We start from the raw sequence: 12,104 nt of genomic DNA on the forward strand, positions 1-12,104 counted from the left end.
ACTTGATCTTGCCGGTGACGTGGTCGACGACGCCCACCACCTCGGTCTCGCCGATCTCGCCGGACACCGACAGCGACGAGCGCGTGGGGCCGCCGCCGAGGTGATCGGCCGCGTCCGGAGCGGGCTCGGCGACCTCCGGTTCACCCTCGACGCCGTGGTCGGCGTCCACCATGACCGCGCGTTGTTCCGCTGGCGGCTCGGCCCGGCCGTCACCGGCTACGACGTCGTGGAGTTCGACGGGGACCGCATCCGCAGCATCGTCGGGTTCTTCGCCTGAACCGTCCCCCGCCGGACCGCAGCCCCGCCATCCATCGCGGCGCAAGCCGCGCGAACCACACAGGAGCCCACATGTCCCTCTCGTCCGCCTCCCGGGCGCCCGTCACCGTCGTCGGCCTCGGGCTGATGGGCCAGGCGCTGGCCACGGCCTTCCTGGCGAACGGTCACCCGACCACCGTCTGGAACCGCTCGGCGGCCAAGGCCGGCGACCTCGTCGCCAAGGGAGCCACCCTGGCCGGCTCCGTCGCAAGCGCGGTCGAGGCGAGCCCGCTCGTCGTCGTCTGCGTCTCGGACCACGACGCCGTGCACGGGTTGCTGGAACCGGTCGCCTCCTCGCTGGCCGGCCGCACCCTCGTCAACCTGACCACGGCGGCCTCCGTCCAGGCCCGCGACACCGCGAGGTGGGCGGGCACGATCGGGAGCGTCTATCTCGACGGGGCGATCCTCGCCCTCCCCCAGGCGATCGGCACCGCCGACGCCACGGTGCTGTACTCCGGCCCGGAGGCCGCCTTCGAGGAGCACCTGCCCACCTTGCGAGCGCTCTCCGGAGACGGGACCGTCCATCTCGGCGAGGACCACGCCCTGTCCGCCCTGTACGACATGTCCGTCCTGAGCGTCATGTGGGGCGTGCTGAACGGCTTCCTCCAGGGCGCCGCCCTGCTGGGCGCCGCCAACGTCAAGGCGACGACCTTCGCGTCCCTGGCCACCACCGCCATCGGCGTGACGACCGGCTACGTCTCCGCCTACGCCCGGCAGATCGACGAGGGCCGGTACCCGGCCGCCGACGCCACCCTCGCCGTCCACCTGGGCGGGATGGAGCACCTGGCGCAGGAGAGCCGGGCGCTCGGCGTCAACACCGAGCTGCCGGACCTCTTCCTGGACCTGGCCCGGCGCGCGGCGGCCGGCGGCCGTGCCGGCGACGGGTACGCGGCGATGATCGAACAGTTCCGCGAGCCCTCCGTCTGACCTGTCCTGGCGGCGCTAACCGCCGATGACGAGGGTCTCCGTGGAGCCGTCCTCGTCGGGAGGGTCGTCGGCGGCGGCGTTCCGGCGCGCGCCGGACGGTCGCCCCGGTCGTCCCGCTCGTCCCGCGGGTCCCGGTCGTCCCGGCGTCCCGCGAAGGCGCGGCAGGCGGGACGCCATGAGCGCCACCAGCGCGCCGGCCACCGCCGCGGGCACCAGCAGGTACGCCGGAACCCCGCCGCCCGGCGCCTCCCCGGCCGGAACCCGCGCAGCCGCACTCCCAGCAGCCCCGACCCCGCCTCCGACCTGCTTCCCGGCCTGCACCCCGGTCGGCTCACCGGCCTGCGTCCCGGTCGGCTCACCGGCCTGCGTCCCGGTCGGCTCACCGGTCGGCATCGGTGTGCTCTTGCCCGGGGGGAAGCCCGGCGGCCGGATCGCGCCCCAAGGGTCCTTCCCGTCGCCGCCGAACGTGGCCACCTTGTCCGGCGGCACCGGGTCGGCCAGCAGCCGCCCGGGAACCGTGAGCGTCCCCACGGCGTACGGCTCGAACCAGCCCTGGAGGCCCTCCACCCGCCACACCCCGTCCGGCACGGCCACCGACGTGGCGTAGTGTCCGGCCTCCGGCAGCGGGGTGCCGGCGAAGGTGACGGTCCTGCCGTCGGCCCGGGTGAGGCGCAGGCCGACGGGGTCCAGCTCGCCCGCGTAGGGATGCGTGCCGTGCTGCAGCACCCAGAACCCCACCGTGTACGTCTTCCCGCCCGCGAACGCCGCCGGCGGCGGATCGAGGTAGGTCACCGCCCACCCCCCACGCGAGGAGGCGGACGCCACCCCCGCCCACCATCCGGACACCACCAGGACGACCAGCACGGCAGCCGCCAGAGCGGCCGTCAGGGCAGCCGGTACGGCCACGTTTCTCTTCATCACGCACCTCCGACCTCCCTACACCGCCCGGCCCCGGCGGGTTCCGCCCGCGAACCGAAGAAGCGGCCGGACGGGTGCGACAATTCCCGGTGCGGCGCGCACAATGGAGTCAGCACGAAGAAATCAGGGCGAGAATTCGGCGAGGAGCGAGGAGGCTTACGCCGTGTCCGCCACCGGAGGCGAATATCTGACCGCGATGCTCGACGTTCTGGTTTACGAGAACGTTTTGGTCGCCTGGCGTCGCACGCCGGGTGGTCATCTGATCGTCACGCACGAGGGCGAGGAGATCCGGCTGACCGCGCAGCAGGCGGGGATGTGGGCACAGGGGGCGTTCGCGGTTTATCTGGCGTTGGTGGATCAGCGCCGTATCACTCCGCGTATTCCCGGTGACACCACAGCGCAATAACACGTTTCAGAACAAAAACCCATTTTTCCAGATTTGTCGCCACAGCGGCCGAGAAGAACCGTCCGGGCAGCCGGTCAAACCGGTTTCCTGGCGCGTCCGAGAATGTGCGGCAACCTCGGCGACAACGGCAGCGGCCGGAACGCGAACCGTTCGCGCTCCTCGACCACCAGCCCGCTGTCGATCAGGGCGCGCTCGGTGTCGCGGTTGAGGCGGCACCCGCCGGCCATCCGCCGCCACAACGGCGTCACGAGGTCCTGCACCAGCGCGCCGGCGGCGCGCGAGGAGCGCACGTGCTCGTAGAACCGCACCTCGCCGCCGGGCCTGAGCACCCGGGACACCTCGCCGAGCACCGCGCGCTGGTCGGGCACCGAGCACAACACCAGCGAGAGCACCACGGCGTCGAAGGAGGCGTCGGCGAACCGCAGGTCGGCGGCGTGCCCGGCGACCACGCTCACGGGCACCGGCGCGCCGGCCGCGGCCCGCCCGGCCAGCCGCCGCAGCCGGTCCTCCGGCTCGACGGCGACCACCTCGCGCACCCCCGCCGGGTAGTGCGCGAAGTTCAGCCCGTTGCCCGCGCCGACCTCCAGCACCCGCCCGGCCAGCCCGGCCAGCAGGCGCCGCCGGTGTTCGGCCGCGCCCCGCCGCTCCGACTCGGCGCTCATCCGCTCGTACGCCTCGGCGAAGCGGGGGTTCTGGAACCGCGTCAGGTCCTGCACGTCCTCCACGCTAACCGGCCCGCGCGCGCCCCGCGTGGATCCGTCACGACCGGACGAGCCGGGCGATGGCGTCGGCCGCCTCCTTCACCTTGGCCTCCGCCTCGGCCCCGCCCTTGTGCGCCGCCTCGACCACACAGTGCGCCATGTGCTCCTCCAGCAGCGACAACGCGAACGACTGCAACGCGCTCGTCGTCGCCGAGACCTGCGTCAGGATGTCGATGCAGTACTTGTCGTCCTCGACCATGCGCTGGATGCCCCGCGCCTGGCCCTCGATCCGGCGCAGCCGCCGGAGGTGGTCCTGCTTGCCGTCGGTGTACCCGGCCATCTCCCGGTCCTCTCGCTCGCTACACCGACCGCAACACGGTACCCCCCTACCGTATTCCGACCGGGGCCGGTCAGCCGCCCTGGTTGTTCATGAAGCGCGAGATCAGCCACTGGCCGCCCTGGTGCGAGAGCATGAAGAGCTCGCGGTAGGTGGTGTCGCCCTGCTTGCTGGTCGAGCGCGCGAAGGCGTCCTGGGTGCCCGCGTTCCGCGTCTCGTCGATGGTGTGCGTGGCCGACTTCAGGTCGGCGCCGTCCTTGAGCAGCTTCTCGTAGAGGCTGCGGACGGCCTGCGAGCCCGTGGCCGTGGCCTGCCCGTCAAAGGCCACCACGGCGTCGCTGGTGAACGTCTTCACGACCGCGTCCACGTTGCCGGACTTCAGGGCGTCGAAGTAGTTCTGGACGGCGGCGCGCGGCTGGGTGGCCGCCGTCATGGTGCCGGTCGGCGTGGCGGTCTCGGTCATGGTCTCGGTGGTGGTCGGCGACTCCATGCCGGTCTCGGTGGGCGTCATCATGGTCTCGGTCGGCGTGGCCGGGCTGGCCTCCCCCTTCATCGCCTGCGGGTTGCTCCCCGCGGAGCAGCCCGCGACCAGGACGACGGGAACGATCGCGGCCAGCAGGAGTGCCCTGCGCTCAGAAATCTTGCTCATGGCCGGGTTGATGCCCTCGCCGGTCGTTCCCGAATGCCCGGTTTAGGCACTCCGCACGACCCCTTTACCTCATGTCGGCATTACTCACGGTAACGCTTCACTGTCATTGGTGAGACCGGTCAGAGCTGTGATCGTTGCCGCCCCGAGACCGGGCGGGTAGGGGCCGCCTATAGCGTCCCTCCAGTGCGGCCAACACAGGCGAATCCGGAACCACTGCCCCAGCGTGAGGACGCCGAGCGCTGTGCCAGCGTCCGGTCCGGGCGGCGGTGCGTCCTTCCCGCGGCCCACCCCACCCCGCACGTCTACCCGCCCGTGGAGGGCCTCTAGCGACGTCCTCGCAGGTGAGAGGGCCGGCCGGCGGGGCAGGTGACGACGATGGACGAGCCGACGACCACCGTCACGCCCTGCGAGGACGGCCCGCTGCTGATCAGAGGCCCCTTCGAGCTGCTGACTCAGGACGGCGAGCCGATCGACCCGGGAAGGGCCACGGTCGCGCTGTGCCGGTGCGGCCGATCATCGGCCAAGCCGTTCTGCGACGGCTCGCACAAGTCGGTCGGCTTCCGGGCGTCGAGCGAGCCCGACCCGCCGGCCGACTCCTGAGCCCGCGCGCGCAGCCACCGCACCGAGTGGGCGGCCAGCGCGAGCCGTCCCCCCGCGTACGGCACGCCGCCCGCGCAGGCCGCCCCCACCGCCAGCCAGGAGCACACCGCCCGCTCCAGCACCCACACCGGCGCGAACAGCGAGGCGCCGGCGGGGAAGACCCGCCGCCCGCCGGCCCGCCGCCGCCCGGCCTCGGCCAGCGCGACGGTCGCCCCGGCGGCGGCCAGCAGCGGCAGCGGACGGCGCACCAGCGCGAGCGCGGGCAGCACCGCCAGGAAGGACGCCAGCCGCACCGGCTGGGCGAGGTCGTCGTAGGCCTGCCGGACCCGCTGCGACCAGAACCGCCGCGCGTCGCACGGCAGCCTCCGGACGTACAGGCCGGGCGGGCGCAGCTCGCGCCCGCCGTGGGCGCGCACGGTGCGGACGAGCTCCAGGTTCTCGAACAGCACGTCGCCGTCGTAGCCGCCCATGGCCAGGAAGAACGACCGCCGGACGCCGAACGTGCCCGGGTAGTCGGCGCCGAACGCGCGGTTGAGCAGGCTGCGGGCGGTGTCCCAGCGGGCGTGCCAGGGGGCGGGGTCGAAGTAGTTCTGCGGCCTGACCAGCTCGGCGCGGGCGAGCAGGGCGTGCATCTCGGCCAGCGCGGGCAGGTCGTAGCGCACGTCGTCGTCGGCGATCACGACCCGGTCGCCCTCGGCCAGCCGCAGCCCGGTCGTCACGCCGTTGACCTTGCCGTTGGCGAAGGACAGGCCGGCCGCCGGGCTGACGTGCCGGACCAGGCAGCGCCAGCGGCGGGCGTGGCGGGCGTACAGCTCGGGCCGGCTGCCGTCGACCACGGTCACGCGTACGTGCGGCGCGAGGGCGCGCAGGTACTCGGTCAGCTCGTCGAGGCCGGAGTCGTCCTGCCAGCGCAGCGGGATCACGTAGTCCAGGTCGATCACGCGGGGACCTCCTGGCCGAGCAGCGAGGACGCGCCGCGCTCCCAGCGGCCCATGACGTGCTCGGCCCAGCGGCGTTCGAGGGCCAGGGCGCAGGCGGCGCCGTACAGGACGTCGCCGGTCAGGGCGGGGAAGGCGGCCGCGAACCCGCCGCACAGGTCGGCCGCGGCGATCTGCTCGTGCACGGCGTCGGCCTGCACGTGCTCCTCGTAGAACCGGGCCGCCGCCGCGTCGCCGCCGAGCCGGCGCAGGCCCGCGGCGTAGCGGCGGTTGGGCAGGGACGAGGTCATCTCGATCGCGGCCAGGTGGCCGACCAGCGCGCCGCGCAGCCGCCGGTGCAGCCCGAACAGCGACATGGCGTTGCTGACGGCCAGGGTGACCGCGGGGACCCGCGGCAGGTACGCGCCGTAGGAGTCGTCGAGGCCGAGGCCGCGCATGGTGTGGCCGAACAGCTCGCAGTGCATGCGCTCGGGCCGGCCGCCGCCGTACTCGTCGGCCTGGATCTCCACCAGGGCCGCCTTGGGACGGCCGCGCAGGCGCGGGATCGCCCAGGTGTGCGGGTCGGCCTCCTTCAGGTGGTAGATCGAGCGGTGGATCACGAACTCGCGGAAGGCGTCGATGCCGGCCTCGCGCTGGAGGTGCAGCGAGACCGACGGGCCGTCCTCGTCCTCGGCGGTCAGCGCGGTGAGCGCGCGCCGCACCTCGCCGGGCGGCACCGGCCCGGGACGCGGCACGGCCCCGGCCAGCTCCCGCTCGAACCGGTCCTCCAGCAGGCCGCGCAGGCGCAGCAGCGACGGCTCCCACTCCCAGCGGTCGTCCACCTCGTCGAAGCCCTGGTAGTGCAGCTCGTAGCAGGCGAACAGGGCGAGCTGGAGATCCTCCTCGCCGTCGGGGCCGGGGGCGTCGGGCAGCGTCGCGGGCGGCCGGGCCGCCGCCGCGGCCAGGCTGGAGGGGCAGCTCGGCGCCCGCACCGCCGGCTCCTACTTCGACCAGGCACAGGGCAAGATGGTGGTCACCACCACCGATCCGGCCGACGCCGAGGCCATCACCGCCTCGGGCGCCGTGCCGCGTGTCGTGTCCCGCAGCGGCCCCGCACTTGAGGCCATCATGTCCCTCCTCGACCGCACGGCCGCCGTCCCCGGCACCGCGTGGGCCGTCGACCCGGCCTCCAACCAGGTCGTCGTCTGGGTGGACAGCACCGTCGCGAGCAGCGCACGCACCAAGGTCCAGATCGCGGTCCAGCAGGCCAACGCGCAGGCGGCCGCCGCGCAGGGCCAGAGCGCCGAGGCGGCCACGCCCGCGGTGCGCGTCGAGAACGAGCCCGGCAGGTTCAGCCTCTTCATCCAGGGCGGCGACGCGATCTACGGCGGCCAGTACCGCTGCTCGCTGGGCTTCAACGTGGTCAGCGGTTCGACCTACTACTTCCTGACCGCCGGCCACTGCGGCAACATCGCCTCCACGTGGTACGCCAACTCCGCGAAGACCACGACCCTGGGCAACACGACGGGATCCAGCTTCCCGGGCAACGACTACGCCATCGTCAAGTACACCAACACCAGCATCGCCCACCCGGGCGGCGTGGACCTCTACAGCGGCTCGCGTGACATCACCAGCGCGGGCAACGCCTACGTCGGCCAGTCCGTGCAGCGCAGCGGCAGCACGACGCACGTGCACAGCGGCTCGGTGACGGCGCTCAACGCCACCGTGAACTACGCCGAGGGCACCGTACGCCAGATGATCAAGACCAACGTCTGCGCCGAGGGCGGCGACAGCGGCGGCGCGCTGTTCTCCGGCGGCGTCGCGCTCGGCCTGACCTCCGGCGGCAGCGGCAACTGCTCCAGCGGCGGGACGACGTTCTTCCAGCCGGTCACCGAGGCGCTGAGCGCCTACGGGGTGAACGTCTTCTGATCGGCCGCTGACAGCGGGTGAGCCGATCTCCGTGCGGGTCGCGTGCAGGCGCGGCCCGCACGTTCGCGTAAAAGAACCTATACAAAACAGACAAAACGCCCTAATGTGGGCATCGCCCCAGTCGGCAACGACTGGGGCGCCAAACTTCCTCCGCCGGCGCGCGCGACGACCGCCCACGGCGCCCTCTTCCCGGACAATTCCCCCTCCGGCCGCCGTCCGACCCCCTCCATTACGGGTCGTAACGGCTGTGTTACTGTCCGCGTTATGAACAAATCGGCCACCGAGCGGCAGATCGAAATTCTCTGGCCCACCATCGGCGTATCGGTCACAGCAGACCTTGACGGACGCAACCGCGACCTCGCCGACGCGTTGTGGCGGACCCTGCCCTACCGCAGCCTGCAAGGCCACGCCCTCGTGGCGGGCCACCACCTCTACCATCTGGCCCCGATGCCCGAGTTGCTGCACGTCCCGGGCGTCCACAAGATCGACCGGCGGATCGCGCCCGACGGATCGGTGTTCTGCTCCCGTCTCCAGCACCTCGGCATCAAGTACGGCCCGCTGAGCGAGCCCATGCCCGCCACGCCCATCGGCACCGTCCGCGAGGAGGACCTCGACGCGCTCGCCGAGGCCGGGAAGGCGGTCTGGCAGTCGGTGTACTCCGGCGGCGAGCCCGTGATCGTCGAGGTGCGCAGGGCCGGCGACGGCGGCGGCCACCAGCTGCGCCGCCCGACGGCCCGGCACACCGAGGCCGAGCAGCTCCTCGCCGAGCTGCACGACGAGATCGAGCGCATCTGGCTCGACCCGCCCCAGGAGCTGGTCGACCTGCACGAGGGCCGCATCGCCTCGGGCGCGGGCAGCTTCGGCACCACGCTGACCACGATGCTGTTCGTCAACGGCGAGACCCGCCCGCTGGGCTACTGCTGCTACTCCGGCCTGGTCAGGGCCGCCCAGCAGCAGCAGCTCCCGCTGGAGTTCCTGCAGCAGATGGCGCGCATCATGGCCGCCACCCCGGCCGAGTTCCTCGGCTACTGCGGGCTGAACAAACTGCACCAGTTCACCGAGCGCGCGCTGGAGGTCGCCGACCAGCTCCAGGACCGCGAGGACTTCGTCGCGCTCATGAGCCACATGGCCCTGTACGTCAACTGCCTGGGCGCCTGGAACCTCCAGCTCTTCCCGTGGCAGGTCGACGAGCACCTGCGCGCGGACGGCTCGGTGGCCCCGATCTCCCGCTCCATGCTGGCTCCCTTCCAGAGCGGGACGGTGGCCCCGGCATGAGCCAGGCCGACCGGGCCGAGGTGGTGGTCATCGGCGGCGGCGTGATCGGCCTGTCGATCGCGGCCCACCTGGCCGAGGCGGGGGTCGAGACCGTCGTCCTGGAACGCGACGACCTGGCCTCCGGCGCCTCGCGGGCCACCGCGGACGTGCTGCGCGCCTACTTCTCCGGCGACCCGGTCAGCTCCGCCATGGCGGTGCGCAGCCTGTCGGCCTACCAGTCGTTCCCGCGCTGGCCCGGCGCCGAGCTGCCGATGCGGCAGGTGGGCTACCTCGTGCTGTTCACCGAACGGGAGCAGGTGAACAGGTTCGAGGCCGAGCTGCCGGCGCAGCGGGCCGCGGGCGTGGACGTGTCGCTGATCGGCGCGGAGGCGGCCCGGCGGCTCAACCCGCTGGTCGAGGAGCCGTCGCTGCTGGCGGCCGCGTGGTCGCCGCAGGCGTTCGTGAGCGACACGGCCGCCATCGTGGAGGCGTACGCGGAGGGCGCGGCGCGGGCGGGGGCCTCGCTGCGCACCGGCTGCCCGGTCACCGCCGTCGATCCGGCCACCGGACGGGTCGAGACCGCGGACGGCACGCTCACCGCGCAGGCGATCGTGTGCGCGGCCGGCGCCTGGTCGGGCTGGATCGCCTCGGCGGCGGGCGTGGACCTGCCGCTGACCGGGCCGGCGGTGCAGGAACTGCTCACCACCGGCCCGCTGCCCGACGTGCCGGACATGCCGGTCACCCTGCACGCCGCCAGCGGGCTGCTGATCCGCCGGCGCGGCGACCGCATCCTGATCGGCATGGGCAACCCCGGCACCGACCGGGACGCCTGGTTCGTCAAGGCCAGGGCCCAGCTCGCCACCACGTACCCGGACCTGGACCTGTCCGGGCTGGAGACGGCGGTGCGCGGCCCCAGGGACGCCAGCCCCGACCGGTCGGCCTTCATCGGCCGGCTGCCCGGATCTCCGGCGTTCCTGTACGCCACCGGGTTCTCCGGCCACGGGCTGTGCAACGCCCCGGCGGCCGGGGAGCTGGTCCGTGACCTGTACCTGGGCCACGACCCGGCGGACGCGTTCGGCTTCGACCCGATCGAGCTGTCGGCCGGATCGCGGCGACGCTCGCGCTGACACCGCACCCGGACTCGTGCCGCCCGCGCCGACGCCGCATCCTTTCCGTGATCGAGGCGTGGCGTTGCCGCGGGTTGGCACGGCAGCGGGTACGACCGGCACCGGGGGAGACAACGATGACCACGAATCCGTACGCCACGGCGCCCGTCGGCTACGCGGCCGAGCCGACGGCCGCGCCGTACTCGATCGTCGAGCTCATGCCCGGCGCCCGCAACCTGGTGCACTACCTGCGGGTGGCGCCGGGCGAGCGGGTGCTGGTGCTGGCCGAGCACACCGTCGACCCGGTGGTCGTCCAGGCCATCGCGGCCGCGGCGGCCTACCGGGACGCCGACGTGCACATCCTGTCGGTGGCGCCGTTCAGCCCGGGCGGCTGGGACAGCGGGGCCGGGCACCACGTCGAGCGGGCGGCGGTCGGGGCGTCCGACGTCGTCATCGCCTGCACCTGGTGGGGCGAGGTGCACACCGCGCCGCTGTTCTTCGACGAGATCGCGGCGCTGCCGGTCAGGTTCGCGTCCCTGCACATGAGCGCCACGGCGGGCGCGCTGCTCACCGGCGCCCGCCTGCCCAACGAGGTCTTCTACGCCCTGGCGCACCGCACGCTGGAGAAGCTGGCCGCGACCACCAGGATCCGGGTCACCTCCACGGCCGGCACGGACCTGACGCTGTCCGGGCTGACCCTCATGCCGGACGCCGAGCCGCCGGGCCCCGGCCAGTGGCGGCCCTTCCCGTACGGCGGCGTCAACTTCTGGCCCGCCGACACCGAGGGCGTGCTCGTCGTCGAGGACTGCACGGTGACCGGCGTGCCCGAGGAGCCGCTGAGCGTCCACCTGGCCGGCAACGTCGTGCAGAAGATCGAGGGCGGGACGGCCGCCGACCGGCTGCGCCGCTTCTCCCCCGGCGGCTTCTACCTGCGGCACGCCCTGATCGGGCTGAACCCGAAGGTGCGGGTGGCCGGCGGCAGCCAGTTCGAGCGGGAGAAGCACGCCGGCGCGTTCTACTGCGGGCTCGACGCGCTCACCGACGGCGTGGCCGTCACCACCGCGCCCGGCTTCGCCCACTGCGACTGCCAGGTCGACCGGCCCACCCTGTACGCCGACGACGAGCCGCTCGTCCTCGACGGCCGGCTGCTGCTGCTCGACGACCCCGAGATCCGCCGGGTGGCCGAACGCTTCGGGCCGCCGGACGTGATCCTCGACGACAACCCGGTCATGGTCCTCCCCCGCCGCTACAGCGGGGCGACGTCGAGCCGATGACCGCCCGACCGCACCAGACAGACAGGATGACCATGGAACCCGAGTTCGTCCTCGACCCGGCCACCCTCGACCTGCACGACAGCGACGAGCGGCTGCGCCGGGCCGGCCCGCTCGTCCCGGTACGGGTGGAGGGGGTGCTGGCCTGGGCCGCCACCAGCCACGCGACGCTGGAGGCGGTGCTGTCGCACCCGGCGATGACGCGCGACATCCGGTACTGGGACCCGAAGGCCCGCGCCGCGGCTCCTCAGGGCACGTCGCTGATGCGGCTCGTCACCGACGCGTCCATGCTCAACGCCGACGGCGAGGAGCACCGGCGGCTGCGCGGCCCGCTGGTCAAGCTGTTCAGCGCGCGCCAGGTGCAGCGGATGGAGCCGTGGATCACCTCCATCGTCGGCGACCTGCTGGAGGACCTGGCGGCCAGGCCGCCGGGCGAGCCGGTGGACCTGCGCGCCGAGTACGCCTACCCGCTGCCGTTGCGCGTCATCGTCGAGATGCTGGGCGTGCCCGACTCCCACCGCGAGCGCCTGCGCGCGCTCACCGACGAGGTGGTGCAGCTCGACCAGAGCCCGCCGGACAGCCCGGAGGGTCGCAGGGCGCTGTTCGAGCTGGTCGGGGAGATCATCGAGGTGCGGCGCGGCACGCCCGGCGAGGACCTGACGAGCGAGCTGATCGCGCTGCACGCCCAGGGCCGGCTGGACGACGCCGAGCTGCGGGACACCGTGCAGGTGCTGCTGATCGCCGGCCACGTCACGACGATCAACCTCATCGCGC

At 73.2% G+C, this 12,104-nt stretch carries 13 protein-coding genes and 2 pseudogenes; 9 read left to right on the forward strand and 6 right to left on the reverse strand.

From position 1 onward, the window contains the following. Nucleotides 1-154 precede the first annotated feature (154 nt). Both ACWCSD_RS35555 and ACWCSD_RS35560 read left to right on the forward strand, forming a co-directional pair. The gene (locus ACWCSD_RS35555) at nt 155-277 is read left to right on the forward strand and encodes a hypothetical protein (protein WP_449921540.1); all 123 of its coding nucleotides are present in this window, start codon (nt 155-157) and stop codon (nt 275-277) included. A gap of 71 nt (nt 278-348) precedes the next feature. After that, nucleotides 349-1,242 carry an NAD(P)-dependent oxidoreductase gene (locus tag ACWCSD_RS35560; protein ID WP_449921543.1) on the forward strand — a complete coding sequence of 298 codons (894 nt, stop codon included), beginning with the start codon at nt 349-351 and terminating at the stop codon, nt 1,240-1,242. A 15-nt stretch (nt 1,243-1,257) separates the two neighbouring features. Here the strand turns inward: ACWCSD_RS35560 and ACWCSD_RS35565 are convergent, their stop codons facing one another. Then, nucleotides 1,258-2,160, reverse strand: coding sequence for a hypothetical protein (locus ACWCSD_RS35565; RefSeq protein WP_449921545.1), 903 nt, complete (start codon nt 2,158-2,160; stop codon nt 1,258-1,260). A gap of 163 nt (nt 2,161-2,323) precedes the next feature. On the opposite strand from ACWCSD_RS35565, the gene ACWCSD_RS35570 reads away from it, so the two are divergent. Beyond that, nucleotides 2,324-2,566 (forward strand): hypothetical protein, encoded by a 243-nt coding sequence (locus ACWCSD_RS35570; RefSeq protein ID WP_449921548.1) that lies wholly within the window; start codon nt 2,324-2,326, stop codon nt 2,564-2,566. Nucleotides 2,567-2,640: 74 nt separating this feature from the next. Here ACWCSD_RS35570 and ACWCSD_RS35575 read toward each other — a convergent pair whose 3' ends face one another. The 3 genes from ACWCSD_RS35575 to ACWCSD_RS35585 form a co-directional block, all read right to left on the reverse strand. Then, nucleotides 2,641-3,282, reverse strand: coding sequence for a class I SAM-dependent methyltransferase (locus ACWCSD_RS35575; protein WP_364328942.1), 642 nt, complete (start codon nt 3,280-3,282; stop codon nt 2,641-2,643). A gap of 43 nt (nt 3,283-3,325) precedes the next feature. Next, nucleotides 3,326-3,607, reverse strand: coding sequence for a metal-sensitive transcriptional regulator (locus ACWCSD_RS35580; RefSeq protein ID WP_364328945.1), 282 nt, complete (start codon nt 3,605-3,607; stop codon nt 3,326-3,328). 70 nt (nt 3,608-3,677) lie between these two features. After that, nucleotides 3,678-4,253 (reverse strand): YybH family protein, encoded by a 576-nt coding sequence (locus ACWCSD_RS35585; RefSeq protein ID WP_397163382.1) that lies wholly within the window; start codon nt 4,251-4,253, stop codon nt 3,678-3,680. A gap of 375 nt (nt 4,254-4,628) precedes the next feature. Here ACWCSD_RS35585 and ACWCSD_RS35590 point away from each other — a divergent pair. Then, nucleotides 4,629-4,742 (forward strand): annotated as a pseudogene (locus ACWCSD_RS35590) (hypothetical protein); the annotation flags it as partial. Here the strand turns inward: ACWCSD_RS35590 and ACWCSD_RS35595 are convergent. Then, the gene (locus ACWCSD_RS35595) at nt 4,706-5,794 is read right to left on the reverse strand and encodes a glycosyltransferase (protein WP_449921551.1); all 1,089 of its coding nucleotides are present in this window, start codon (nt 5,792-5,794) and stop codon (nt 4,706-4,708) included. The pseudogene ACWCSD_RS35590 and the gene ACWCSD_RS35595 overlap by 37 nt on opposite strands. After that, entirely contained in the window at nt 5,791-6,762 is a 972-nt protein-coding gene (locus ACWCSD_RS35600) for an iron-containing redox enzyme family protein (RefSeq protein WP_449921554.1), read from the reverse strand. Before ACWCSD_RS35600 ends, ACWCSD_RS35595 begins: the two co-directional genes overlap by 4 nt. Nucleotides 6,763-6,796: 34 nt before the next feature. Between ACWCSD_RS35600 and ACWCSD_RS35605 the strand changes: the two genes are divergently transcribed. From ACWCSD_RS35605 to ACWCSD_RS35625, 5 genes and pseudogenes are all read left to right on the forward strand, one after another. After that, nucleotides 6,797-7,699: a S1 family peptidase gene (locus tag ACWCSD_RS35605; protein WP_449921557.1), complete on the forward strand. Its 903-nt coding sequence runs from the start codon at nt 6,797-6,799 to the stop codon at nt 7,697-7,699. A gap of 264 nt (nt 7,700-7,963) precedes the next feature. Then, nucleotides 7,964-8,974: a cucumopine synthase-related protein gene (locus tag ACWCSD_RS35610; protein WP_364335108.1), complete on the forward strand. Its 1,011-nt coding sequence runs from the start codon at nt 7,964-7,966 to the stop codon at nt 8,972-8,974. Continuing rightward, nucleotides 8,971-10,080 (forward strand): NAD(P)/FAD-dependent oxidoreductase, encoded by a 1,110-nt coding sequence (locus ACWCSD_RS35615; protein WP_397215685.1) that lies wholly within the window; start codon nt 8,971-8,973, stop codon nt 10,078-10,080. The genes ACWCSD_RS35610 and ACWCSD_RS35615 overlap by 4 nt, the downstream gene beginning before the upstream one ends. 116 nt (nt 10,081-10,196) lie before the next feature. Continuing rightward, complete coding sequence (locus ACWCSD_RS35620; protein ID WP_358295627.1) at nt 10,197-11,333, forward strand: M29 family metallopeptidase; 1,137 nt, start codon at nt 10,197-10,199, stop codon at nt 11,331-11,333. A 26-nt stretch (nt 11,334-11,359) separates the two neighbouring features. Next, a pseudogene (locus tag ACWCSD_RS35625) lies at nt 11,360-12,104 on the forward strand (hypothetical protein); the annotation flags it as partial.

Source organism: Nonomuraea sp. NPDC001684 (assembly GCF_053596515.1).